The organism is Aquincola sp. J276 (genome assembly GCF_024700035.1).
Classification (GTDB): domain Bacteria; phylum Pseudomonadota; class Gammaproteobacteria; order Burkholderiales; family Burkholderiaceae_C; genus Aquincola; species Aquincola tertiaricarbonis.
The window spans coordinates 2,256,564-2,279,155 of record NZ_JAJONC010000001.1; the positions used below are offsets into that span (position 1 = coordinate 2,256,564).

Annotated in this window: 24 protein-coding genes; 13 read left to right on the forward strand and 11 right to left on the reverse strand. The window is 69.0% G+C overall.

What is annotated here, in order from left to right; genetic code table 11:
- Positions 1-23 precede the first annotated feature (23 nt).
- Positions 24-368, reverse strand: a complete 345-nt coding sequence (gene cyaY, locus LRS14_RS10305) for an iron donor protein CyaY (RefSeq protein WP_257799473.1) — start codon at positions 366-368, stop codon at positions 24-26.
- Between the two features lie 91 nt (positions 369-459).
- Here cyaY and LRS14_RS30665 point away from each other — a divergent pair, with 91 nt between their 5' ends.
- A complete protein-coding gene (locus LRS14_RS30665; RefSeq protein ID WP_404977580.1) occupies positions 460-546 on the forward strand; it encodes an LPS translocon maturation chaperone LptM in 87 nt (28 codons plus the stop codon).
- On the forward strand, positions 543-1,889 hold the full coding sequence (gene lysA / locus LRS14_RS10315; RefSeq protein ID WP_257799475.1) for a diaminopimelate decarboxylase: 1,347 nt from the start codon (positions 543-545) through the stop codon (positions 1,887-1,889). Before LRS14_RS30665 ends, lysA begins: the two co-directional genes overlap by 4 nt.
- Positions 1,890-1,980: 91 nt before the next feature.
- Here lysA and LRS14_RS10320 read toward each other — a convergent pair whose 3' ends face one another.
- The 8 genes from LRS14_RS10320 to LRS14_RS10355 form a co-directional block, all read right to left on the reverse strand.
- The gene (locus LRS14_RS10320; protein ID WP_257799476.1) at positions 1,981-2,970 is read right to left on the reverse strand and encodes an ABC transporter ATP-binding protein; all 990 of its coding nucleotides are present in this window, start codon (positions 2,968-2,970) and stop codon (positions 1,981-1,983) included.
- Positions 2,967-3,953, reverse strand: coding sequence for an ABC transporter ATP-binding protein (locus LRS14_RS10325; RefSeq protein ID WP_257799477.1), 987 nt, complete (start codon positions 3,951-3,953; stop codon positions 2,967-2,969). The genes LRS14_RS10320 and LRS14_RS10325 overlap by 4 nt, the downstream gene beginning before the upstream one ends.
- 13 nt (positions 3,954-3,966) lie before the next feature.
- A complete protein-coding gene (locus tag LRS14_RS10330) occupies positions 3,967-4,899 on the reverse strand; it encodes an ABC transporter permease (protein ID WP_257799478.1) in 933 nt (310 codons plus the stop codon).
- A complete protein-coding gene (locus tag LRS14_RS10335) occupies positions 4,896-6,467 on the reverse strand; it encodes an ABC transporter substrate-binding protein (RefSeq protein WP_257799479.1) in 1,572 nt (523 codons plus the stop codon). The genes LRS14_RS10330 and LRS14_RS10335 overlap by 4 nt, the downstream gene beginning before the upstream one ends.
- Positions 6,468-6,499: 32 nt before the next feature.
- Positions 6,500-7,483 carry an ABC transporter permease gene (locus LRS14_RS10340; protein ID WP_046114102.1) on the reverse strand — a complete coding sequence of 328 codons (984 nt, stop codon included), beginning with the start codon at positions 7,481-7,483 and terminating at the stop codon, positions 6,500-6,502.
- A gap of 136 nt (positions 7,484-7,619) precedes the next feature.
- Positions 7,620-9,236 carry an ABC transporter substrate-binding protein gene (locus tag LRS14_RS10345; protein WP_083440678.1) on the reverse strand — a complete coding sequence of 539 codons (1,617 nt, stop codon included), beginning with the start codon at positions 9,234-9,236 and terminating at the stop codon, positions 7,620-7,622.
- 109 nt (positions 9,237-9,345) lie between these two features.
- A complete protein-coding gene (locus LRS14_RS10350) occupies positions 9,346-10,605 on the reverse strand; it encodes a porin (protein ID WP_046114101.1) in 1,260 nt (419 codons plus the stop codon).
- 211 nt (positions 10,606-10,816) lie between these two features.
- On the reverse strand, positions 10,817-11,848 hold the full coding sequence (locus tag LRS14_RS10355) for a porin (protein WP_046114100.1): 1,032 nt from the start codon (positions 11,846-11,848) through the stop codon (positions 10,817-10,819).
- A 237-nt stretch (positions 11,849-12,085) separates the two neighbouring features.
- Here LRS14_RS10355 and coq7 point away from each other — a divergent pair, with 237 nt between their 5' ends.
- Positions 12,086-12,715: a 2-polyprenyl-3-methyl-6-methoxy-1,4-benzoquinone monooxygenase gene (gene coq7, locus LRS14_RS10360; protein ID WP_046114232.1), complete on the forward strand. Its 630-nt coding sequence runs from the start codon at positions 12,086-12,088 to the stop codon at positions 12,713-12,715.
- 23 nt (positions 12,716-12,738) lie between these two features.
- On the opposite strand, the gene LRS14_RS10365 is transcribed toward coq7, so the two are convergent.
- Positions 12,739-13,161 (reverse strand): OsmC family protein, encoded by a 423-nt coding sequence (locus LRS14_RS10365; protein ID WP_257799480.1) that lies wholly within the window; start codon positions 13,159-13,161, stop codon positions 12,739-12,741.
- Positions 13,162-13,437: 276 nt separating this feature from the next.
- Here LRS14_RS10365 and ilvA point away from each other — a divergent pair, with 276 nt between their 5' ends.
- Both ilvA and LRS14_RS10375 read left to right on the forward strand, forming a co-directional pair.
- A complete protein-coding gene (gene ilvA / locus LRS14_RS10370; RefSeq protein ID WP_046114098.1) occupies positions 13,438-14,997 on the forward strand; it encodes a threonine ammonia-lyase, biosynthetic in 1,560 nt (519 codons plus the stop codon).
- 19 nt (positions 14,998-15,016) lie between these two features.
- Positions 15,017-16,141, forward strand: a complete 1,125-nt coding sequence (locus tag LRS14_RS10375; protein ID WP_046114097.1) for a nicotinate-nucleotide--dimethylbenzimidazole phosphoribosyltransferase — start codon at positions 15,017-15,019, stop codon at positions 16,139-16,141.
- A gap of 16 nt (positions 16,142-16,157) precedes the next feature.
- Here the strand turns inward: LRS14_RS10375 and LRS14_RS10380 are convergent, their stop codons facing one another.
- A complete protein-coding gene (locus LRS14_RS10380; RefSeq protein WP_157039603.1) occupies positions 16,158-16,811 on the reverse strand; it encodes a type II secretion system protein N in 654 nt (217 codons plus the stop codon).
- Between the two features lie 60 nt (positions 16,812-16,871).
- Between LRS14_RS10380 and gspG the strand changes: the two genes are divergently transcribed.
- From gspG to gspN, 8 genes are all read left to right on the forward strand, one after another.
- Positions 16,872-17,318: a type II secretion system major pseudopilin GspG gene (gene gspG / locus LRS14_RS10385; protein ID WP_046114230.1), complete on the forward strand. Its 447-nt coding sequence runs from the start codon at positions 16,872-16,874 to the stop codon at positions 17,316-17,318.
- A 7-nt stretch (positions 17,319-17,325) separates the two neighbouring features.
- Positions 17,326-17,799 carry a Tfp pilus assembly protein FimT/FimU gene (locus LRS14_RS10390; protein ID WP_046114096.1) on the forward strand — a complete coding sequence of 158 codons (474 nt, stop codon included), beginning with the start codon at positions 17,326-17,328 and terminating at the stop codon, positions 17,797-17,799.
- Positions 17,796-18,164 (forward strand): type II secretion system minor pseudopilin GspI, encoded by a 369-nt coding sequence (gene gspI / locus LRS14_RS10395; RefSeq protein ID WP_046114095.1) that lies wholly within the window; start codon positions 17,796-17,798, stop codon positions 18,162-18,164. The genes LRS14_RS10390 and gspI overlap by 4 nt, the downstream gene beginning before the upstream one ends.
- Positions 18,165-18,166: 2 nt before the next feature.
- Positions 18,167-18,796, forward strand: coding sequence for a type II secretion system protein J (locus tag LRS14_RS10400; protein ID WP_257799481.1), 630 nt, complete (start codon positions 18,167-18,169; stop codon positions 18,794-18,796).
- Between the two features lie 2 nt (positions 18,797-18,798).
- The gene (gene gspK, locus LRS14_RS10405) at positions 18,799-19,788 is read left to right on the forward strand and encodes a type II secretion system minor pseudopilin GspK (RefSeq protein WP_257799482.1); all 990 of its coding nucleotides are present in this window, start codon (positions 18,799-18,801) and stop codon (positions 19,786-19,788) included.
- Positions 19,789-19,877: 89 nt separating this feature from the next.
- Positions 19,878-21,185 (forward strand): type II secretion system protein GspL, encoded by a 1,308-nt coding sequence (gspL, locus tag LRS14_RS10410; RefSeq protein WP_257799483.1) that lies wholly within the window; start codon positions 19,878-19,880, stop codon positions 21,183-21,185.
- On the forward strand, positions 21,182-21,700 hold the full coding sequence (gene gspM, locus LRS14_RS10415) for a type II secretion system protein GspM (protein WP_046114091.1): 519 nt from the start codon (positions 21,182-21,184) through the stop codon (positions 21,698-21,700). Before gspL ends, gspM begins: the two co-directional genes overlap by 4 nt.
- Positions 21,697-22,569, forward strand: a complete 873-nt coding sequence (gspN, locus tag LRS14_RS10420) for a type II secretion system protein N (RefSeq protein ID WP_257799484.1) — start codon at positions 21,697-21,699, stop codon at positions 22,567-22,569. The genes gspM and gspN overlap by 4 nt, the downstream gene beginning before the upstream one ends.
- The last annotated feature ends 23 nt before the right edge of the window (positions 22,570-22,592 follow it).

A 22,592-nucleotide genomic window follows, 5' to 3' on the forward strand; every position in this document is an offset into this window, starting at 1 on the left:
CGGCGGGCGGCCGGCGGCTGCGATCAGGCGGGCCGGAACTGCAGCGGCTTGCCGCCCTGCTCGCTGGCGCGCGCCGAGAGCAGCGCGAACAACTCGTGGCCCTCGCGGTCCCGCCAGGCGCCGTCCACGTACTTGAAGTGGTAGCCGCCAGCGCGCGCGGCTACCCACAGCTCCTGCAGCGGCGGCTGCGTGTTCACCACGATCTTGCTGCCGTTGGGGAAGGCCAGCTCCAGCAGCCCGCCGGTGCGGCTGGCGTCGATGTCGATGACGTCGTCCTGCAGCCAGGCGTCCACGGTGCTTTCGATGGTGGCCAGCACCGCGCCGGCGAGGCGGTGGTATTCCAGATCGCTGAGGTCGGTGTGTGACATGGTGCTGGCTAGAATCTTTGACATGAATGCAACAACTGATTCGAGTGTAGCGGCGCGCCTTCGGCCCCTGATAACGGCCCTGCTGTGCGCGATGGGGCTGGGCCTGGCCGGCTGCGGCCAGAAGGGGCCGCTGGAGCTGCCGCCCGCACCGCGCGCGGCCTCCGGGGTGGCGCGATGAGCGCCACCGCCCGGCCACCCGAAGGCGGCGCTCGTCCGTCCTGGAGGGATTCCGCGCAGCGGGAGGGTGCATCGGCGAACCTGCCTGGCAGCCCCTGGATCGCCTACACCGACGGTGAGCTGGTGGTGGAGGACGTGCCCGTCAACCGCCTGGCGGAGGAATACGGCACGCCGCTGTACGTGTACTCGCGCAATGCCATGCGCACGGCCGCCGCGGCCTACCAGGATGCGCTGGCCGGCCGGCCGCACCTGGTGTGTTACGCCATGAAGGCCAACTCCAGCCTGGCCGTGCTGCAGACCTTCGCCGAGGCCGGCTGCGGCTTCGACATCGTCTCGGGCGGCGAACTGGCCCGCGTGATCGCCGCGGGCGGCGACCCGGCCAAGGTGGTGTTCTCCGGCGTCGGCAAGACCCGCGCCGAGATGCGCCAGGCGCTGCAGGCCGGCGTGCGCTGCTTCAACGTGGAAAGCGAATCGGAGCTGGACACGCTGTCGTCGGTGGCGGTGGCCATGGGCGTGCGCGCGCCGGTGAGCCTGCGCGTCAACCCTGACGTGGATGCGAAGACGCATCCCTACATCTCCACCGGCCTCAAGGGCAACAAGTTCGGCATCGCGCACACCCAGGCGCTGTCGGCCTACCGGCATGCGGCCTCGCTGCCGGGGCTGCGCGTGGTGGGCATCGATTGCCACATCGGCTCCCAGATCACCGAGCTGTCGCCCTACCTGGATGCGCTGGACCGGCTGCTCGACCTGGTGGAAGCGGTCGAGCTGGCCGGCATGCCGATCCGCCACATCGACGTGGGCGGCGGGCTGGGCATCACCTACACCGACGAGGAGCCGCCCGAAGCGGGCGCGCTGATCGCCGAGCTGCTCAAGCGGCTGGACGCGCGGGGCCACGGCCACCGCGAGCTGCTTTTCGAGCCGGGCCGCTCGCTGGTGGGCAATGCCGGCGTGCTGGTGACGGAAGTGCTGGTGCTCAAGCCCGGCGCCAAGAGCTTCTGCATCGTGGATGCGGCGATGAACGACCTGGTGCGCCCCGCGATGTACGAGGCCTACATGGGCATCGTGCCCTGCAAGCCGCGCCACGAGCCCACGCGCCCGTGGGACGTGGTGGGCCCGGTGTGCGAATCGGGCGACTGGCTGGGCCGCGAGCGCGAGCTGGCCGTCAAGCCCGGCGACCGCCTGGCCGTGCTGTCCTGCGGCGCCTATGCGATGACGATGGCCAGCAACTACAACACCCGCCCGCGCGGCGCCGAAGTGATGGTGGACGGCAGCACCGTCTCGCTCATCCGCGAGCGCGAGCAGGTGCCGCAGCTGTTCGCCGGCGAGCGGCTGATCAGGCGCTAGGCAAGCAAACGAACCGCCGGGCCGCCCCAAGGTTCGTTTGATCCCCCTCGGGGGGGCGGTGGGCCGTTCAGGCCCGCCTTGGGGGCTGTCATCAAATCCTGCCCTCTTCCACCGCATGGCACGCCACGCGGATGCCCTGGAAGTGGATCAACGCCGGCCGCTCGCTCTTGCAGCGCGCATTGGCATGCGGGCAGCGCGGATGGAAGGCGCAGCCGGTCGGCGGGTTCAGCGGGTTGGGCACCTCGCCCTGCACCGGTGTGCGCGACCGGCCCGTCATGTGGATGTCGGGAATCGCGTCCAGCAGCATGCGGGTGTACGGATGCCGCGGCTGGCCGAACAGCTGGGCCTTGTCCGCCAGCTCCACCAGCCGGCCCAGGTACATCACGCCCACCTGGTCGGCCACGTGCCGCACCACCGCCAGGTTGTGCGAGATGAACAGGTAGGTCAGGCCCCGCTCGCGCTGCAGGTCCTTCATGATGTTGAGCACCTGCGCCTGCACCGACACGTCCAGTGCCGAGGTGGGCTCGTCGCACACGAGGAACTCGGGCTGCGTGGCCAGCGCGCGTGCAATGGAGATGCGCTGCCGCTGCCCGCCGGAAAACTGGTGCGCGAACTTCTCGGTGTCGGCCGCGCTCAGGCCCACCTGCTGCAGCAGCTCGCTCACGCGTTGGCGCAGCGTGTCCTTGTCGGTCACCAGATCGTGCTCGCGCAGCGGTTCGCCCACGATGTCGATGATCTTCCAGCGCGGGTTCAGGCTGGCATATGGATCCTGGAAGATCATCTGCATGCGGCGGCGCAGCGCCCGTGCGCCTGATGAGGCAAACACGGTTCGGGTGTCCTGCCCGTCGAACTGCACCGAGCCGCGCGTGGGCCCGTACAGCCCCACCAGCAGCCGCGCCACGGTGCTCTTGCCGCAGCCGGATTCACCCACCAGCGCCAGCGTCTTGCCGCGCTCGATCGAGAAGCTGACGCCATCGACCGCATGCACGAACTGCCGCGGCTTGCGCTCCACCACCCGGTTGAGCCAGGGCGCGGACACATCGAAGACCTTGGCCAGGTCGCTCACTTCCACCAAGCTCATGCCGCGGCCCTCCGCTCGGCACCGTCCACCAGCCAGCAGGCGGCCTGCGTGGCGCCGGCATCCATCAGGCCGGGCCGCTCCTGGCGGCAGCGGTCGAACACCTTGGGGCAGCGCGGATTGAAGGCGCAGCCCTTGGGGATGGACGTCAGCCGCGGCATCGAGCCGTCGATCTGCAGCAGCCGTTCACGCTCTTCGTCCATCGCGGGAATCGAGCCCATCAGGCCATAGGTGTAGGGGTGGGAGGGACTGTGGATCACGTCGTGCACGGGGCCGATCTCGGCCACGCGGCCGGCATACATCACCGCCACGCGGTCGCAGGTTTCGGCGATCACGCCCATGTCGTGCGTCACCAGCATCACCGCCGCGCCGCGCTCCTTGCAGATGCGCTTGAGCAGCGAAATGATCTGCGCCTGGATGGACACGTCCAGCGCCGTGGTCGGTTCGTCGGCCACGATCAGCTTGGGCTCGGCCGCCAGCGCCAGCGCGATCACCACCCGCTGGCGCATGCCGCCGGAGAACTGGTGCGGGAACTGATCGATGCGGGCCTCGGCCGCCGGGATGCCGGTGTCGCGCAGCAGCTGGATGGCCCGTTCTCGGGCCTGCGACTCGTTCAGCGGCAGGTGGGTGCGGATGGTCTCGATGAGCTGCCGGCCGATGGTGTACAGCGGGTTCAGCGAGGTCAGCGGGTCCTGGAAGATGGCGCCGATCTGCCGGCCGCGGATGGCGCGCATCTGCTCGTAGGGCAGGTTGTCGATGCGCTTGCCGTCCAGCAGGATCTCGCCGCCGGCGATGCGGCCCGGCGGCTCCAGCAGGCCGATGATGGCCGCGCCGGTCAGCGACTTGCCGGCGCCGGATTCACCGACCACGCCCAGGATCTCGCCAGGGCGGATCTCGAACGAGATGTCGTCCAGCGCCAGCAGGTTGCCGCGCCGGGTAGGAAATTCCACCCGCAGGTGGCGTACTTCAAGCAAGGGTGCCGTCATGGATGAAAAACATTCAGCGCAGGCGCGGGTTCAGCGCGTCGCGCAACCAGTCGCCCAGCAGGTTCACCGACAGCGCGATCAGCACCAGCATCGCGCCGGGGAAGATGGTGATCCACCATTCGCCGGAGAAGAGGAAGTCGTTGCCCACGCGGATCAGCGTGCCCAGCGAAGGCTGCGTCGGCGGCACGCCCACGCCCAGGAACGAGAGCGTGGATTCGGTCAGGATGGCCAGTGCCACCTGGATGGTGGCCAGCACCAGCACCGGCCCCATCACGTTGGGCAGCACATGCTTCCACATGATGCGGCTGGAGCTGACGCCGATGACCCGCGCCGCCTGCACATATTCCTTGCTGCGCTCCACCATGGTGGAGCCGCGCACCGTGCGCGCATACGGCACCCAGCCCGGAATGGCGATGGCGAGGATCAGCACCGCGAAGGCCAGCGTGTCATGCGCGTTCGGAAACATCGCCCGGCCCACACCGTCGATCAGCAGCGCGATTAGGATGGACGGGAAGGACAGCATCACGTCGCACACCCGCATGATGAAGGCGTCGATCTTGCCGCCCACGAAGCCCGACAGCAGCCCCAGGCCCACGCCCAGCACCACCGACAGCAGCACGGAGGCGATGCCCACCAGCAGCGAGATGCGCGCGCCATACATCAGCGCAGACAGGATGTCGCGGCCCTGGTCGTCGGTGCCGAACAGGTACTTGCTGCTGCCGCCTTCCTGCCAGGCCGGCGGCAGCCGGGCGTCCGACAGCTCCAGCGACGCCAGGTCGAACGGGTTGTACGGCGCCACCACGTCGGCGAACAACGCGCAGAACAGGCACACCGCGGCGATGAAGGCCGCCGCGATGGCCATCGGCGAGCTGCGGAAGCTGAACCAGACATCGCTGTCCAGCGCGCGTTGCCACCAGGCGGGGGCGGCTGCAGGGGCTGTGCTCATTTGGCTTTGACCGTGACCCACTTGAAGAACATCCGGTTGTCGGGCAGCTGCACCAGGCTCACGTTGCTGCGCATGGCCCAGGCCAGCGCCTGCTGGTGCAGCGGGATGTGGCCCACGTCGTCCGCGTGGATCTTGAAGGCCTCGCGGATGTAGGCATTGCGCTTGGTGTCGTCGATTTCCGCGGCCACCTTGGCGGCCAGCTCGTCGAACTTCGGGTTGCTGTAGCTGCCCAGGTTGAACTGGCCCTGGCCCTTGTCGGTGGGCGTGGCCATCAGCGCCGACATCGCGTCGTGCGAGTCGGTGGTGCTCGGCGTCCAGCCCAGCAGGTAGAAGCTGGTGTCGCGGCGCAGGATCTTCGGGAAATAGGTGTTCTTGGTCTCGGTCTGCAGATTCACCTTCACGCCGATGCGCGCCAGGCTGGCGGCCATGGCCTGGCAGATCGGGCCGTCGTTCACGTAGCGGTCGTTCGGGCAGTTCATGCCCACCTCGAAGCCGTTGGGATAGCCGGCCTCGGCCATCAGCTTCTTGGCGGCTTCTACGTCGTAGGGCAGGCGCTTGTTCATGTCGGCCTGGAAGCCGCGGATGCCCGGGCCCACCATCAGCGCGGTGGGCGACGAGGCATTGCGCATCACGCGCGACTTGATGGCGTCGATGTCGATGGCCTGGTAGAAGGCCTTGCGCACCCGTACGTCCTTGAACGGGTTCTTGCCCTTGACGTTGGAGAACAGCAGCTCGTCTCGCTTCTGGTCCATGCCCAGGAAGATGGTGCGCAGCTCGGGGCCCTGCAGCACGGTGAAGCCGCCGGCCTTCAGGCGATCCACGTCCTGCAGCGGCACTGGCTCCATCACGTCCACCTCGCCCGACAGCATCGCGGCCACGCGGGTGGCGTCGTTGCCGATGGGGGTGAACACCACCTCGTCGACGTTGCCTTCGAACTTCTCGAAGTAGTTGTTGTTGCGCACGATCACCGTGCGGGTGGAGGGCTGGCGCTCCTTCAGGCGGTAGGGGCCGGTGCCGTTGGCCTTGAAGCTGGCGTAGTTCTCGACGCCCTTGCGGCGGTCCACCGGGCGCTCGGCCTTGTTCTCCTCGCACCACTTCTTGCTCATGATGAACAGGCTGGTCAGCGTGTCCGGCAGGATGGGCAGCGGCGCAGTGGTCTCGATGTCGACCGCGAAGTCGTTGACCTTGCGCACTTCCTTGATGGGGTTGGTGTAGCCCTTCATGTCGGAGCCTTCGGAGGCGCCGCGCTTGAAGGAGAACACCACGTCGTCGGCCGTGAACGGCGTGCCGTCATGGAAGGTGACGCCCTTGCGCAGCTCGAAGCGCCACACGGTGGGCGAGGTCTGGGTCCACTTGGTGGCCAGCCCGGGCTTGAGCGACATGTCCTTGCCGCGGCTGACCAGCGGGTCGTAGATGTTCTGCGTGAAGCTCAGCTGCAGGGTTTCGTTCAGCGAGTGCGGGTCCATCGACTGCACGTCGCCGACGTCGGCCACGCGCAAGGTGACGGCGTGGGCCAGGCCGCAGGCCAGGGCCAGGGCGGCGGCGATCAGGGTGGGCTTGAACTGCATGGTGATGACTTCCTGAGGGAAACGGAAAACGCTCAATGGCCAGCGGTGCTGCCGTCGATGCGCAGGCGCGGGTCGACTGCAAAGTACAGCAGGTCGACCAGCAGGTTGATGAGGACGAAGATCAGGGCCACCAGGCACAGGTAGGCCGCCATCACGGGGATGTCGGCGAACTGCACCGCCTGGATGAACAGCAGGCCCATGCCGGGCCACTGGAACACCGTCTCGGTGATGATGGCGAAGGCGATCAGGCCGCCCAGCTGCAGGCCGGTGATGGTGATCACCGGCACCAGCGTGTTCTTCAGCGCATGGCCGAAGTACACCGCGCGGGTGTGCAGGCCACGGGCGCGGGCGAACTTGATGTAGTCGGCGCGCAGCACCTCCAGCATCTCGGAGCGCACCAGGCGCATGATCAGCGTGAGCTGGTAGATGGACAGCGTGATGGCCGGCAGCACCAGGTGCTTGAGGCCGTCCACGGTGAGGAAGCCGGTGGTCCAGCCACCCAGCGACACCACCTCGCCACGGCCGAAACTGGGCAGCACCTTGAGCGTGACCGCGAACACCAGGATCAGCAGGATGCCGATCAGGAAGGTGGGCAGCGACACGCCCAGCAGCGAGAACGTCATCAGCGCCTGGCTGAGGAAGTTGCCGCGCCGCAGCGCCGCATACACCCCCATCGGCACGCCGATGACCAGCGCGATGACGGCCGCGGCCAGCGCCAGTTCCAGCGTGGCCGGGAAGCGCTCGGCGATCAGCGACGAGACCTTGCGACCCTGGCGCAGGCTGAGGCCGAACTCGCCCTGCACCGCATTGCCGACGAAGGCGGCGAACTGCACCGGGAAGGGTTTGTCCAGGCCGAGGTCGGCGCGCAGTTGCTGGCGCTGCTCGGGCGTGGCGTCCTGGCCGAGCAGGTTGGTGACCGGGTCTCCCACGTACTGGAAGAGCATGAACGCGATGAAGGCCACCGTCAGCATGACGACGATGGCCTGCAGCAGGCGGCGGAAGATGAAAACAAGCATGTGCAGCGTGTTGCATGGGCCCTGCGAGGGGCCGGCAATCCTTCAGGTGCGGTACGGTGGGCGCCGGGCAGGCGGGCCGGCGGCAGGTTCCTTCGGCTGCATCCTGGAACCGCCGCGGCGCTGGGGTGGAGGGCGGTCAGTCGATGCGCACGGTGCGCATGTCGATCCGGTTGTCCGCCCGATGGACCATGTTCACATTCTTCTTCATCGCCCAGGGAATCACCTGGTTGTGCAGCGGAATGTGCGACACGTCGTCGTGCGACAGCTGCAGCGCCTGCTCGATCAGCAGGTTGCGGTTCTTCTGGTCCACTTCCTTCTTGATGCGCTCGATCAGCGCGTCCATCTGCGGGTTGCTGTAGCGGCCGACGTTGTAGTTGCCGTCGCCCTGCGCACCCACGCTGCGCACCAGCGACTGCAGGGAGTACAGCGCGTCGAAGGTGGGCACGCCCCAGCCCAGCATGTAGATGCTGGCCTCATACCGCTGGATCATCGGGAAGTAGGTCACCAGCGGCAGCGTGCGCAGCTTGGCCTTCACGCCCACGCGCGCCCACATGGCGGTGATCGCCTGGCAGATTTCCTCGTCGTTGATGTAGCGGTTGTTGGGGCAGGCGAAGTCCACCTCGAAGCCGTCGGCATAACCGGCCTCGGCCAGCAGCTTGCGCGCCTCGTCCGGGCTGTAGGGCCAGCGTGCGTCCACCTTCTTGGTCCAGCCGTTGACCTGCGGCGCGATCAGCGTGCCGGTGACCTGGGCCAGGCCGCGCATGGTCACGCGCTGGATGGTGTTGATGTCGATGGCCTGGTACAGCGCCTTGCGCACCCGCACGTCCTTCAGCGGGTTCTTGCCCTTGATGTTGGAGCCGGCGAGTTCGTCGCGGAACTGGTCCATGCCGAGGAACATGGTGCGGTTCTCGGCGCCGTCCAGCACCTTGAGCGATCCGGCGCTGCGCAGGCGCGGCAGGTCGGCGGGAGAAGGGTCGAGCACCATGTCCACCTCGCCCGACAGCAGCGCGGCCACGCGCGTGGCCTCGGCCTTGATGGGGGTGTAGACGATCTCGGTCAGGTTGCTCTCGGACTTGCCCCACCAGTTGGGGTTCTTCACCAGCACCAGCTTCACGTCCGGGTCCCAGCTCTTGAGCATGAAGGGGCCGGTGCCGTTGGCGTTGCGGTGGGCGAAGTTCTCTTCCTTGGTCTTGATGTCCTTGGGCTGCAGCGACTTGTTCTTCTCGGCCCAGTCGCGGTCCATCATGCGCAGCTCGGTCAGCTGCCGCAGCAGCACCGGGTTGGGCCCACGGGTGAGGATGTCGACGGTGAAGTCGTCCACCTTCACCACCTTGTCGATGCCCTGGGTGAACACGCCGTAGTTCGACGTCTTCTCCATCGCGCGGGTGAGCGAGAACACCACGTCGTCGGCGGTGAAGGCCGCACCGTCGTGGAACTTCACGCCGGTGCGCAGCTTGATGCGGACCTGCGTGGGGCTGACCTGCTGCCAGCCCGTGGCCAGCATCGGTTCCAGGTCGAACTTGGCGTTGTAATAAAAGAGTGATTCGTAAACCGACGCGTGCACGCCGTTGGCCAGCGCATTGTTCTGGGAGTGAATATCCCAGGTAGGGATATCACTGGCACTGGCCCATTTCAAAGTCTTGGCCTGAACAGGCAGCGCTGCAAATACAGCCGCGAGCACCACCGGCGCCAGCGCCGATGTCTTGAATTGCACCACCTTGGGCACTCCTGGAAAGTAAAGAGCCCGGATCATCCGCAAAATGCGTGCCGCCCGCCAAGGCGGGTAAGTCCGAATGCCTGAAACGAAGATACCGGCACGGGGCCGGTATCGCTTGGATTCGGCGGACAGGCCGCCGAGAAGATCAGAAGGTGTGACGGATGCCGATGCCGATGGTGTTGGACTTGCCGCCAGAGTTCACGCCGACGCCGTTCCACACCGGCACCTCACGCAGGCCGGTGGCCACCAGGAAGGGCTCGGGGCCACCGTTCAGGCGGGCGCCCGGGCCCACCAGGATGGAATTGCCCTCGTCGTCCTTCAGCCAGCCCAGGCGGGTGTACAGCATGGTGCGCTTGCTCAGCATGTAGTCGGCGCCCAGCACGAAGGCGGTGTCCTTGCCTTCGGTGAAGTTCTTGAACTGCTGCACGCCGTACATCGCGCCCACCTGCCAGTTGCCCATCAGGTAGCGGGCACCGACGGCGAACGAACGGATGTCCATGCCGTCGCGCAGGGCGGCGATGGGCGTCGACTTCACGTCGTAGGAACCCTCGCCGTAGGCGGCGGCCACTGCCCAGCCGGTCGTGGAGATGTAGCGGCCCGACACCACGTAGCTGCGATAGTCGTCCAGCACCGCCAGCGGCGTGGCGCCGAGGAACAGCGGCACGTTGAAGCGGTTGGTGTGGTAGGCCGCCGAGACGCTGGCGCCCGGGCCGCCCGGCAGCGGGCTCTGCGCCCAGTTGACGAACGCACCCCAGGTGCGGCCGGCGCCCTCGGCACCTGCCGACTGGCCACCCAGGATCTGGGCGCCACCGTTGGTGACGCCGCGTGCGGCGCCGGTGACGCCGGAGCGGCTCACGCCGGCATTCGGCGATGCGGCCACGCTGGCGGTGAACTGGCCCACCCGTGCCCAGTAGCTCACCTGGTTGTCCTGCCGCACCTGCAGCTGGTTGATGGTGAGCAGGCCGGTGAACAGGTCGGTGCCGGCCAGGCGCTCGGTGGTGGAGAACGCCTTGGCGTAGAAGAACGGCGCATATTGGCGGCCCAGGCGGATCTCGCCGTAAGGCGTGGTGAGCGACACATAGGCCTGGCGGCCCCAGGCGCGGCCGTCGTTGCCCAGGGTGCCGGTGTCCGGCGTCGGCTGCATTTCCAGCACGAAGGCGGCCTTCAGGCCACCGCCCAGGTCCTCGGTGCCGCGGAAGCCCAGCGCGCTGATCGATGCCATGCTGGGCGCCAGGCGCTCCTGCCGCCCCACCCGGCTGGGCAGCACGGAGGACACACCGGTGGTGCGGTCGGTGGTATCCACCGCCATGTCCAGCGTGCCGTAGATTTCCACCGTGGACTGTGCATGCGCCGGAAAGGCCAGCATCGTCGCAGCGGCGGCGGCCGCAAGAATCGTTTGCTTCATTTAGTTTCTCCGTGCAGCGAATGGATTCGCCTGTCTGTCACTCAGCGTGGGCCATTATTGCCAGCACGTGAATCTCACGCGTCGCTCTGTTGCAGGCCTTGCACAGGAAAAAACCCCTATCAACCCTGTCACCTGCGTTACCCGGAAACGAAAAAGCCGCCCGAAGGCGGCTTTTTGACTGAGAACAAGCTGCCTGTCGGCAGCCGGTCCATCAGAACGAGTGACGAACACCCAGTTCGAAACCCTTCGAGTCGTCTTCGCCGCCACGCACCAGGGCCGTGTTGCGGCCGCCGACGCTGTAGGTCGCGTTGCCATCGTTCTTGATGATGGCCACGGTGGTGTACACGGCGGTCCGCTTGGACAGGTTGTGCACATAGCCCAGCGCGAACTGGTCGGCGTCGCTGCCGTCGATCGAGCCACGGCCCTGCACCTTGGTGTAGGAAGCGCGGATCAGGCCAGCGCCCACGGGCACCGAGCCACCGAACGTGAAATGACGCTCCTTGGCCGACAGGAACTTGTTTTCCGACACGATGCCGTTCAGCTTGAAGGCGCCGAAGTCGTACATGGCAGCGATGCCGCCGGTCTTGAAGTCTTCGTCGCCGGTCGATTCGGTCTGGCCGTAGAAGCCGCCGACGTTCAGGGGACCAGCCGAGTAGCCCAGACGGCCACCGATGTACTTCTTGCCGACGGTGCCTTCGCCAGCGGCGACGGACACTTGGCCGTAGAAGCCACCCAGCGTGCTGGGCAGGAAGTAGCTGACCATGTTGTCGGCACGCACCAGGGTGTCGACAGCCGGACGCGAAGCGGCGGGCAGCGAAGCCAGGTTGGTGTGCAGACGGCCGACGTCAGCGACGCCGTTGGTGCCGAACGGATCGAAGTCGGCGTAGCCCGTGAAGGTCGGGACCAGGTCGCGGCCCAGACGCACTTCACCGAAGCCGCCCATCAGGCTGATGGTCGAACGACGATGCCAGAAGCGGGTGGCGTTGCTGGTGCCGTCGTCGTTGTTGACGGCCGATTCCAGCCAGAAGCCGGCCTTCAGGCCACCGCCGAGGTCCTCGACGCCACGGAAGCCCAGGCGGCTCGAAGCCAGGCCGCTGTTGCCCAGTTCGGTCAGCTTGGTGCCGTTGTTGTCGGTCCAGCGGACGTTGGCGTCAACGATACCGAACAGCGTGACGGACGATTGCGCAGCGGCCATGCCCGAGAAGGCGCCAAGAACGGCCAGAGCGAACAGAGATTTTTTCATTGCATCGATCTCCTAAGTTGAACAAGAGGTCCCGCTCACGACTTCTGCCCGATCACGTGAATCAAGACTGCCGCGCAGGCCAACCTCCTTTGCGGAAGCTGGGCGGATTGCACCAGACCACCCGGTGCGATGCAAAGAATTGACCACGGAAAGCCAGCTTGTGTTGGCTGCGCGCAACGGCCGTCGACGGCGGGCGCGGCGGCTGCAACACCCGGTTTCGCTATGCTTGGCCCCATCATGATCCAAGCCGATGCCCTGCTGAACGCCGCCGACACCGCGCTGCGCACCCTGTCGGGCGGCGCCCGTGCCGCCCGACCCGCGCCCGACGTGCCGGAGGCCGCGGGCCGCGAGCTCACGCCGGAAGAGCGCCGGTTGTCCGGCGCGCTGATGCGCGTCAACCACGTGGGCGAGGTCTGCGCGCAGGCGCTCTACCAGGCGCAGGCCCTCACCGCGCGAGACCCGGCGCTGCGCGAGGCGATGAATCGCGCGGCGCGTGAGGAGATCGACCACCTGGCCTGGACCAGCCAGCGCCTGCAGGAGCTGGGCGACCGGCCCAGCCTGCTCAATCCGCTCTGGTATGCGGGCGCGTTCGCGATCGGCCTGGTGGCCGGCCGCGCCAGCGACGCGGTAAGCCTGGGCTTTCTCTCCGAGACCGAACGCCAGGTGGAACAGCACCTGGACGGCCACCTCGACCGGCTGCCGGCGCACGACGAACGGTCGCGCGCCATCGTCGCGCAGATGAAGATCGACGAGGCCCGCCACGCCCAGCATGCCGAGGAAGCCGGCGCCCAGAGGCTGCCGCGCGCCGTCACCGGGCTGATGCGGGCGGCCAGCAAGGTGATGACCTTCACCGCTCACCGCATCTAGCAGCGGCGCGCCCTCGCGGCTGGTCAGGCCGCGACGATCTCGAAGCCGGTGGTGATCTCCGCCGTCTTGGCCAGCATGATGGTGGCCGAGCAGTACTTTTCGTGCGACAGCTCGATGGCGCGCGCCACCGCGGCTTCCGGCAGGTTGCGGCCGCTCACCTTGAAGTGCAGGTGGATGCGGGTGAACACCTTGGGGTCCGCCGGCGCGCGCTCGGCCTGCATCTTCACCTCGCAGCCGGTGACCTCGTGGCGGCCTCGCTTGAGGATCAGCACGACGTCATACGCGGTGCAGCCTCCGGCGCCGGCCAGCAGCGTTTCCATCGGCCGCGGCGCCAGGTTGCGGCCGCCGCCGTCGGGTGCGCCGTCCATCGTCAGCAGATGGCCACTGCCCGTCTCGGCCACGAAGCCCATGCCCGTAGCGGGCATCCAGTTGATCGTGCATTCCATCGCTGTTTTGCACCTGGGCGGTGCATTAGTGCCTATGTGATGTTGATTTTGCAACGCGAACCGACGCCGCGCCGACCGGAACGGCAATTTTCCGTCGCCGCCATATTGCAGTGCAGCAAGTCCTTTGCTAGAGTGACTTCCACCGGTTCAGTGAGTGCTGAACCCACCGGTTGTCTCCTCCACCTCCTCCATTGGTGGATTCGGCCCCGAGGCGCAAGCCTCGGGGCCTTTTTCTTTATCATGCGGCGCCGCATCATAAGAAAGACGACCGTCACCATGGCCGGCGCCCGCCCCCAGCGACCCTCTCGCGGCAGTACCTCCTCCCCCCACCCCGATTACCTGCGCAAGATCCTCACCGCGCGTGTGTACGACGTGGCGATCGAGTCGCCGCTGGATGCCGCGCGCAGCCTGTCCAAGCGGCTGGGCAACCAGGTCTTCCTCAAGCGCGAGGACCAGCAGCCGGTGTTCAGCTTCAAGCTGCGAGGCGCCTACAACAAGATGGCGCACCTATCGGCCGAGCAGCTGGGCCGCGGCGTCATCTGCGCCTCGGCCGGCAACCATGCGCAAGGCGTGGCGCTGAGCGCCCGGAAGCTGGGCGCCAAGGCCGTCATCGTGATGCCGGTGACCACGCCCCGTGTGAAAGTGGACGCGGTCAAGGCGCTGGGCGGCGACGTGGTGCTGTTCGGCGACAGCTACTCCGACGCCGCCGAGCACGCCAAGCAGCTGCAGGCCGAACGCGGCCTCACCTTCGTCCATCCGTTCGACGATCCGGACGTGATCGCCGGCCAGGGCACGATCGCGATGGAGATCCTGCGCCAGCACGAAGGGCCGATCGACGCGGTGTTCGTCGCCATCGGCGGCGGCGGGCTGATCTCGGGCGTGGCCTCGTACATCAAGGCGGTGCGGCCGGAAATCCGCGTGATCGGCGTGCAGACCACCGACTCCGACGCCATGGTGCGCTCCGTCAAGGCCGGCAAGCGCGTGGCGCTGAACGACGTGGGCCTGTTCGCCGACGGCACCGCGGTCAAGCTGGTGGGCGAGGAAACCTTCCGCCTGGCGCGCGAGCTGGTGGACGACTTCATCGTGGTGGACACCGACGCCGTCTGCGCCGCGATCAAGGACGTGTTCCAGGACACCCGCAGCATCCTGGAGCCGTCCGGCGCGATGGGCGTGGCCGCCATCAAGCAGTACGTGGACACGCACAAGCCCAGGGGCAAGACCTTCGTGGCCATCACCTGCGGCGCCAACATGAACTTCGACCGCCTGCGCTTCGTCGCCGAACGCGCGGAAGTGGGCGAGGAGCGCGAAGCGGTGTTCGCCGTCACCATCCCCGAAGCGCGCGGCTCCTTCAAGCGCTTCTGCGAGCTGATCGGCCCGCGCAGCGTCACCGAGTTCAACTACCGCATCTCGGACGCCGAGACGGCGCACGTGTTCGTCGGGGTGTCCACCCAGAAGCGCGAAGAAGCCGCCACGCTGGCGCGCAGCTTCGAGCGCCAGGGCTTCAAGACGCTGGACCTCACCGACGACGAGCTGGCCAAGCAGCACGTGCGGCACATGGTGGGCGGCCGCACCGAGCTGGCCCGCGACGAGCACCTCTACCGCTTCGTGTTCCCCGAGCGGCCCGGGGCGCTGATGCGCTTCCTCGCGGCCATGCACCCCAACTGGAACATCAGCTTGTTCCACTACCGCAACCAGGGCGCCGATTACGGCCGCATCCTGGTGGGCCTGCAGGTGCCCAAGGCCGACCGCAAGGCGCTGCGCGAATTCATCGATGGGCTGGGCTACCCCTTCGTCGACGAAACCGACAACCCGGTGTACCGGATGTTCCTGCGGTAGGCGTGCTTAAACTGGGCCCATGCCCGTCAACCGCTCGCTGATCTCGCCCACCTCCAGTGCCCTGCTGGAAAGTGCCCTGCGCGACAAGCTGCTGCGGCGCAGCGAGACCACCGGCAGCCTCGGCGAGCTGGAGCCGCTGGCGGTGCGGCTGGGGCTGATGCAGAACACGCTGAAGCCCCGGCTGCGCGATCCGCAGGTGGTGCTGTTTGCCTCCGACCACGGCCTGGCGGTGGACGGCCTGCACCATCCCCACCTGCGCAGCACGCGCGAGCAGGTGCTGCAGCTGCTGAGCGCGCAGCTGCCGGTGGCGGTGTTCGCACGCATCCAGGGCATGGAGCTGTCGGTGGTGGACTGCGGCGTGGCCGAGACGCTGTTGCCGCATGACCGCCTGCTGATGCGCAAGATCGCGCACGGCACGCGCAATTCCCGGGTCGGCCCGGCCATGACCACCGAGCAGGCGCATGCCGCCATCCGCGCGGGCATGGAGATCGGCGATGCGCTGCGAGGCAACCTGGTGGCCTGCGCCGGCATTGGCGTGGGCAGCCACGAGAGTGCCGCGCTGGTGCTGTCGCGGCTGAGCGATTCCTCGATACGCGAGCTGCTGATCGAAGGCCCGCAGATGAACCAGGACGACCTGGCACACCTGATGGCCATCGTGCAGGGCGCGCAGGGCCGCCACCGCGAGACGAGCGACCCGGTCGAGGTGCTGGCCGCCTTCGGCGGCTTCGAGATCGCGATGATGGTGGGCGTGATGCTGGTCTCGGCCAGCAAGCGCCACCTGGTGATGGTGGACGGCATGGCCGCCTGCGCGGCGCTGATGGTCGCCTCGCGCATCGCCGCGCCGGTGACCGACTACTGCGTGTTCTGCCGCAGCCATTCGCACCAGGGGCTGGACCAGGCGCTGGCGCTGTTCCGCGCCTCCGCGCTGCTGGAGCTGGGCATGGAAAGCACCGACGGCACCGGTGCCACGGTGGCCTGGCCGCTGCTGCGTGCTGCCGCGGCCCTGCTGACGGAGGTGGCCGAAGGGGAGGACCCGGGTCCTTCCCGCCCGCAGGTGATGGTCACTGCGGAAGGCCCGCTGACCGTGCCGGGCGACGACGCCACCCGCCCCGGCCCGCTGGACGCGCCGGACCTGCCGCTGTAAGCGCCAGGCGGCCGACTCAGTTCGTCTGCTGCCCTTCGGGCGCTTCCTGCGCCGGCTGGATGGGCTGCGCGGGCACCGGCTGCGGCAAGGGCATGCGCGAGGGCTGCTGGCCCGGCATCATCGGCGCGCCGGTCATCGGCGGCGGACGGAAGGTGGCAGCGGGCATGCCGCCCGGCGGCTGCGGCACCGAAGGCAGCGTGGTGGCGCCGTAGTCCTCCACCGGCAGCGTGCCGGTGTTGGGCGGCGGCAGCGGCGGCAGTTCCAGCCGCACCTGCGGCGGCTCGCCGCGCGGGCCCAGCACGGCGCCGCGGGCGTGCACCGCCTGCAGCACGATACCGGCCTCGATGGCCGTGCCCACGCGGTAGGCGCGGGCCGGCTTGCCGTCGACCGCGATCAAGGCCACGCCGCCGGGTCGGTCGGTGCTGCGCGGCGCGGCCACGCCTACCAGCTGGAAGCGGCTGGCCACCTCGGGCGCAAGGGGTGCGGCTTCCACGATCACCGGCTCCTGGCCGAGCACGCGGGACAGGTCGGCCGGCGGCAACGAAGCCCCGTCGGCCGGCTGGGCATGGCCCGGCACCTGCGGCGTGGCCACGAATACCCGCATGCCCCAGAACACCGCGGTGGCTGCGGTGGCTGCCCAGATTGCAAAGGCCAACAGTCGTGCCGTCATGCGGCGATTATGATCGATCGGTTTTTCGCCTCGTGCGCCGTCACCGGCCCTTTGGAAGTCATGCCCCCGACCCTGCGTTCCCACCTCCACCGCCGCCGTGCCGGCCGCGGCTTCACGCTGATCGAGCTGATGGTCGTGCTGGTGATCATCGGCGTGCTGGCCGCCTTGATCGTCCCCAACGTGCTGGACCGGGCCGACGACGCCCGCGTGACGGCCGCCCGCACCGACGTCAACAACCTGATGCAGGCGCTCAAGCTTTACAAGCTGGACAACCAGCGCTTTCCAACCGCCGAGCAGGGCCTGGAAGCGCTGGTGCGCAAGCCTACCGTGGGCACCATCCCCAACAACTGGAAGCCCTATCTGGACAAGCTGCCCAACGACCCCTGGGGCCGGCCCTACCAGTACGTCAACCCGGGCGTGAAGTCGGAGATCGACGTCTTCAGCTACGGCGCCGACGGCCAGACCGGCGGTGACGGCAACAACGCCGACATCGGCTCCTGGCAGTGAGCCCGGCATGGCACGGCAACGCCGGGCCGCTCGCGCACGCGGCTTCACGCTGATCGAGCTGATGGTGGTGGTGGCGCTGATCGCCATCGCCGTGGGCGTGGCCAGCCTGGCGCTGCGTGATGGCTCACAGGTGCGGCTGGAGCGCGAGGCCGAGCGCCTGGCCGCGCTGCTGGAGGGCGCGCGCGCCCAGGCCCGTGCCGGCCAGCTGGCGGTGCGCTGGGAACTGAGCAGCGGCCCCAACGCGGATGGCACCGACTTCCGTTTCGTGAACCTGCCCGGCGATCCGCGCGAGCGGGTGCGCGAGATGCGCTGGATGACGCCGGGCGTCACCGCCGACATCGTGGGCAGCCGCGTGGTGGTGCTGGGCCCGGAGCCGCTGATCGGCGCCCAGCGCATCGTGCTGGGCCTGGAAGACCAGCGCATCACCCTGGCCACCGACGGCCTGGGCCCCTTTGCCATCGCAACGGACGCGGCACCATGAACCGGCGCGCCGAGCGCGGCTTCACGCTGATCGAGGTGCTGGTGGCCCTGGTGATCGTCGCGGTGGCGGTGGGCACCGGCCTGAAGGCCGCGGCCTCGCTGACCGACAACGCGCAGCGGCTGTCGGAGGTGATGGCCGCGCAATGGTGCGCGGACAACCAGCTGGTCACCATCACCACCCGCACCGGCTCCTATCCGGGCATCGGCGAAACGCGGTTCGAATGCGAGCAGCTGGGCCGCGTGTACCGCGGCAGGCTGGTGGTGCGCGCCACCATGAATGCCGACCTGCGGGTGGTGGAGGCGGTGGTGGCCAACGAGAACGACGTCCCGCTGGTCACGCTGTCCACCGGCATGTACCGGTACTGACCATGCGGCGCCACTGCACCCGGCCTGCCCTCGGCCAGCGCGGCTTCACCCTGGTGGAGGTGCTGGTGGCGATGTTCATCATGGCCGTGATGGCGGGCATGGCGTGGCAGGGGGTGGACGCCATCTCCCGCTCGCGCACCGTGGCGCAGGCCAGCGTGGACCGCACGCTGCGCCTGGGCACAGTGCTGGCGCAGTGGCAGGCCGACCTGCAGGCGCTGCATGCCACCCGCAGCATTCCGCCGCTGTACCTGGCCAACCAGGTGGCCCGCTTCGCGCGCACCACGCCCACCGGCGTGCAGGTGGTGGTGTGGCAGGTGCGTGCCGGCCGGCTGCAGCGCTGGGCCAGCCCTTCCACCACGCGGGTGGCCGAGCTGCAGGAGTACTGGCTGCGCAGCCAGCAGCTGATGGGCAACGAGAGCGCCCAGCTCACGCTGCTGGAGGGCGTCGCCCGCTGGCAGACCTATTGCAGCGACGGCGGCCCGGGCCTGAACAACTGCGAATCCACGCAGGAATCGGCGGTGCCGCTGGCGGTGCGGCTGGAGATGCAGCTGCAGGGCGAGCTGAGCGGCCAGGTGACGCGCGACACTGCGCTGCCGCGCATTCCGCTGCCGGGCGTGCAAGCCACCAACTGACCATGCGCCAGCCGCCGCTCCGCCACCTGTCTAGACAACCGCGCCGCCGCCAGCATGGCGCGGCGCTGCTGATGGCCATGATCATCCTCACGCTGGTGGCCACGCTGGCGGCCGGCATGATGTACCAGCAGGACCGCGCCATCCGGGTGGAGGCCGCCGAGCGGGCACATGAGCAGACGGCCCGCGTCGCGCGCGGTGCGCTGGAGATGGCACGCTGGATCCTGCGCCGCGACACGGTGAGCAGCGCGGCCACCGACCACCTGGGCGAAGGCTGGGCCACCCGGCTGCCCGAGACGGAGCTGTCGTCCCTGATCGCCGGCAACGACCGCTCGCCCACCGAGCAGCCGGTGATGCGTGCCTTCGTGCGTGGCGGCATCACCGACGTGCAGGGCCGGCTGAACCTCTACAACCTGGTGACCGACAAGAACGAGCTGGACCCGCTGCAGCACAACGCGTTGCGGCGGCTCTGCAGCAACGCGGGGCTGCCGGCCGAGATGGCCGACCGCATCGCCGAAGGCCTGCTGCGGGCCTGGTCGCAGCAGGCGGTGCAGCCGGATGCAGCGGTGGCACCGGTGCACCTGTCGCAGCTGAGCTGGCTGGGCGTGGAGCCCGGCGCCATCAAGGCGCTGCGGCCCTGGGTGGACATCCTGCCGGTGCGCACGTCGCTGAACATCAACACAGCGCCGGCGATGGTGCTGAGTGCCGCGCTCAACATCGACATCGGCAGCGCGCAGCGGCTGGAGCAGGAACGCAGCCGCTCGCCAGGCAACAAAGGGTTCGAGAACACCGCGCGCATCACCGAGATCCTGGGCAAGGAGGTGCTGGAAAAGACCATCGCACTGGATGTGAAGTCCAACTGGTTCGAGGTGGATGCCTCCCTGCGCATCGGCGACGAATACTCCCGCCAGGCATGGCTGCTCGAGCGCACGCCGCGCACGGTGGTCGTGCGCCGCGAGGAACGCCGGGCCCTCGACGAGACCTTCGGCTCATGATGCACGCTGCGGCGAGCACCAAGCAGAAACGGAATCGCTTTCCTTTTCCAATTGCTGCTGTCATTCAAAGACGTTAGCCTCAGGCACCCATGTCCATTCTTGTTGTCAAGATCCCGCCCCGCGACCGTCTGCAGCCGGGGCGCGCCGAGCCGGTGGAGCGAACGGCCAGTGAATACGCCTACGTGCTGAGCAGCGATGGCCTGGCCGTGTCCGGTGCCGGGCGCTGTGCGCCGGCGCTGCTGCCCAAGGCCGACACCGTGGTGGCCGTGCTGGCCGACACCGACGTGAGCTGGCAGCGCATCACCTTGCCGCGTGCGCCGGCCGCCCGCCTGCGCGCCGCGCTGGTGGGCGTGCTGGAGGAAGCCCTGCTGGAGGATGCCGAGGCGCTGCACCTGGCGGTGGCGCCCGGCGCGGCCGCCGGCCAGCCCACCTGGATCGCGGCCATGCCGCGTGCCTGGCTGGCGCTGCACCTGGCCACGCTGGAGACCGCGGGCCTCAGCGTGGAGCGGGTGCTGCCGGCGGCCTGGCCCGACGAAGCGGCGCTGGGCCACTTGGCGGAACCGTTGCAGGGCGATGCCGATGCCGCGCCGGTGCTCACCTGGGCCGATGCCGATGGCGTGCTCACCCTGGGCCTGAACGGCGGCCTCGCACGGCAGATGCTGCCGCAATGGCAGGCCACCGCGGCCCGCTGGAGTGCCACGCCGGGCGCTGCCGGCGCCGCCGAGCAATGGCTGGGCGCGCCGGTGCAGGTGCTGTCGGACGACGAGCGTGCGCTGCAGGCGGTGCGCTCCCGCTGGAACCTGCGGCAGTTCGACCTGGCGCCCCGGCACCGCGGCATGCAGGCTGTGCGGGAGGCGTGGCGCCGCTTCATGAGCCCCGCCTTCCGGCCGGTGCGCTGGGGCCTGGCATCGCTGGTGGTGGTGCAGATCGTGGGCCTGAACCTGTGGGCCTGGCATGAACGGGGGAGAGATCGAAAGCCGCCGCCTGGCGATGCTGCAGGTGCTGCGCACCGCGCATCCGCAGGTGCGGGCGGTGCTGGATGCGCCGCTGCAGATGGCGCGCGAGACCGAGCAACTGCGCGTGGCCGCAGGCAAGCCGGGCGAGACCGACCTGGAGGGCCTGCTGAACGTGGCGGCATCGGCCTGGCCGGTGGGCGCGGCGCCCGCCGCTTCGCTGCGCTTCGAGCCCGGCCGGCTCAGCTTCACCGCGCTGGACTGGGGCCCGCAGCAAATCGAGGAGTTCCGCGGCCAGCTGCGGCCCGCGGGCTGGCAGGTGGAAGAGTCCGCCGGCACCCTCACCGTCAGCCGCGCACCCACGGGGCGCACGTCATGAGCCACATCCGCCTCAGGGCCCTTGGGCGGCCCGGCTTCTCCCCGAGCGGGAGGCAGACGTCATGAATGCCGTCCTCACCCCCGCCCAAGGCGGCCTGGCCGCGGTGCGTGCACAGCTGCGGGCGCGCTGGCGCAGCCTGGGGCAGCGGGAGCGCCGGCTGATCGCCGCGCTGGCGCTGGTCGTTGGCGTGGCGCTGGTGTGGCTGCTGTTCGTGCAGCCGGCCTGGACCACGCTGCGCACCGCGCCGGCCGAGATCGACCGGCTGGAAGCCCAGCTGCAGCAGATGCGCCGCGAGGCCGCCGAGAGCGAGCAGCTGCGCGCCGCGCCCCGGCTGAACCTGGCGCAGGCCAGCGAAGCCCTACGCGCCAGCACCGAACGGCTGGGCGACGTGGGCAAGCTGCAGGTCATCGGCGACCGCGCCACGCTCACGCTGGCCAATGCCAACGGCGAGCAGCTGCGGCGCTGGCTGGCCGAGGCCCGCAGCGGCGCCCGCGCGCGGCCGGTGGAAGCGAACCTAACCCGTGGCCCGCAAGGCCATTCCGGCACGCTGGTGGTGGCGCTGCCGGGCAGCAATCCATGACGCGCTGGAACGCGCTTCGTCCACGCCGCGCCGCCCGCCTGCCGGCGACGCTGGCCATGCCCGAGACCGGCCGGCCGCACCGCGCGCGCCGCTGGGCGGTGCTGGGCGCCACCCTGGGCCTGCTGGCCGGCGTGGTGGCCTTCGCGCCGGCGGCCTGGCTGTCGCGGGCCCTGTCATCGGCCACCGACGAGCACCTACTGCTGACGCAGACCCGCGGCACCGTGTGGTCCGGCAGCGCACTGCCGGTGTTCACCGCCGGGCCGGAAAGCCGCACCGCGCTGTCGCTGCCCGGCCGGCTGGAATGGTCGCTGCACTGGCGCGGCCGCACGCTGGAGCTGCAGGTGCGCCAGCCCTGCTGCCTGGCCGCGCCGCTGGTGCTGCAGCTGCGCCCCGGCCTGGGACAGATGCAGGTGACGGTGCTGCCGCCGCCCAACGGCGGCCTGGTGGGCCAATGGCCGGCGGCCTGGCTGGCCGGCCTGGGCACGCCCTGGAACGCGGTGCAGCTCAGCGGCACCGTGCGCCTGCGCACACCGGGCCTGACCATCGAACAGGTGGCCGGCCGCACCCGCTTCACCGGCGAAGCCACGCTGGAACTGGGCAATGCGGCCACGCCGCTGGCCCCGCTGGACACGCTGGGCAGCTACCAGGTGCTGCTGCGCGGCGACGCCGCCAGCGGCGCCGCGTCCACAATCACGCTCACCACGCTCGAAGGCGCGCTGCAGGCCAGCGGCCAGGGGCAGTGGGGCGAAGGGCGGCTGCGTTTTCGCGGCGAACTCCGGGCTGCCGAAGGCCAGGAGGGGGCGCTGTCCAATCTGCTGAACATCGTCGGGCGACGCCAAGGTGCGTCGTCCGTCATCTCGATCGGATGACTTCATGAATTATCGAGTCCACG

Coding starts and splice junctions, on each gene's coding strand:
- LRS14_RS10350 (WP_046114101.1), bottom strand. CDS start 10,605: ATGAAGCAAACGATTCTTGCGGCCGCCGCCGCTGCGACGATGCTGGCC.
- gspG (WP_046114230.1), top strand. CDS start 16,872: ATGCCCCCGACCCTGCGTTCCCACCTCCACCGCCGCCGTGCCGGCCGC.
- cyaY (WP_257799473.1), bottom strand. CDS start 368: ATGTCACACACCGACCTCAGCGATCTGGAATACCACCGCCTCGCCGGC.
- lysA (WP_257799475.1), top strand. CDS start 543: ATGAGCGCCACCGCCCGGCCACCCGAAGGCGGCGCTCGTCCGTCCTGG.
- ilvA (WP_046114098.1), top strand. CDS start 13,438: ATGGCCGGCGCCCGCCCCCAGCGACCCTCTCGCGGCAGTACCTCCTCC.
- LRS14_RS10330 (WP_257799478.1), bottom strand. CDS start 4,899: ATGAGCACAGCCCCTGCAGCCGCCCCCGCCTGGTGGCAACGCGCGCTG.
- gspL (WP_257799483.1), top strand. CDS start 19,878: ATGTCCATTCTTGTTGTCAAGATCCCGCCCCGCGACCGTCTGCAGCCG.
- coq7 (WP_046114232.1), top strand. CDS start 12,086: ATGATCCAAGCCGATGCCCTGCTGAACGCCGCCGACACCGCGCTGCGC.
- LRS14_RS10355 (WP_046114100.1), bottom strand. CDS start 11,848: ATGAAAAAATCTCTGTTCGCTCTGGCCGTTCTTGGCGCCTTCTCGGGC.
- LRS14_RS10390 (WP_046114096.1), top strand. CDS start 17,326: ATGGCACGGCAACGCCGGGCCGCTCGCGCACGCGGCTTCACGCTGATC.
- LRS14_RS10325 (WP_257799477.1), bottom strand. CDS start 3,953: ATGACGGCACCCTTGCTTGAAGTACGCCACCTGCGGGTGGAATTTCCT.
- LRS14_RS10365 (WP_257799480.1), bottom strand. CDS start 13,161: ATGGAATGCACGATCAACTGGATGCCCGCTACGGGCATGGGCTTCGTG.
- gspM (WP_046114091.1), top strand. CDS start 21,182: ATGAATGCCGTCCTCACCCCCGCCCAAGGCGGCCTGGCCGCGGTGCGT.
- LRS14_RS10340 (WP_046114102.1), bottom strand. CDS start 7,483: ATGCTTGTTTTCATCTTCCGCCGCCTGCTGCAGGCCATCGTCGTCATG.
- LRS14_RS10345 (WP_083440678.1), bottom strand. CDS start 9,236: ATGATCCGGGCTCTTTACTTTCCAGGAGTGCCCAAGGTGGTGCAATTC.
- gspN (WP_257799484.1), top strand. CDS start 21,697: ATGACGCGCTGGAACGCGCTTCGTCCACGCCGCGCCGCCCGCCTGCCG.
- LRS14_RS10400 (WP_257799481.1), top strand. CDS start 18,167: ATGCGGCGCCACTGCACCCGGCCTGCCCTCGGCCAGCGCGGCTTCACC.
- LRS14_RS10380 (WP_157039603.1), bottom strand. CDS start 16,811: ATGACGGCACGACTGTTGGCCTTTGCAATCTGGGCAGCCACCGCAGCC.
- gspI (WP_046114095.1), top strand. CDS start 17,796: ATGAACCGGCGCGCCGAGCGCGGCTTCACGCTGATCGAGGTGCTGGTG.
- LRS14_RS10320 (WP_257799476.1), bottom strand. CDS start 2,970: ATGAGCTTGGTGGAAGTGAGCGACCTGGCCAAGGTCTTCGATGTGTCC.
- gspK (WP_257799482.1), top strand. CDS start 18,799: ATGCGCCAGCCGCCGCTCCGCCACCTGTCTAGACAACCGCGCCGCCGC.
- LRS14_RS10335 (WP_257799479.1), bottom strand. CDS start 6,467: ATGCAGTTCAAGCCCACCCTGATCGCCGCCGCCCTGGCCCTGGCCTGC.
- LRS14_RS10375 (WP_046114097.1), top strand. CDS start 15,017: ATGCCCGTCAACCGCTCGCTGATCTCGCCCACCTCCAGTGCCCTGCTG.
- LRS14_RS30665 (WP_404977580.1), top strand. CDS start 460: ATGGGGCTGGGCCTGGCCGGCTGCGGCCAGAAGGGGCCGCTGGAGCTG.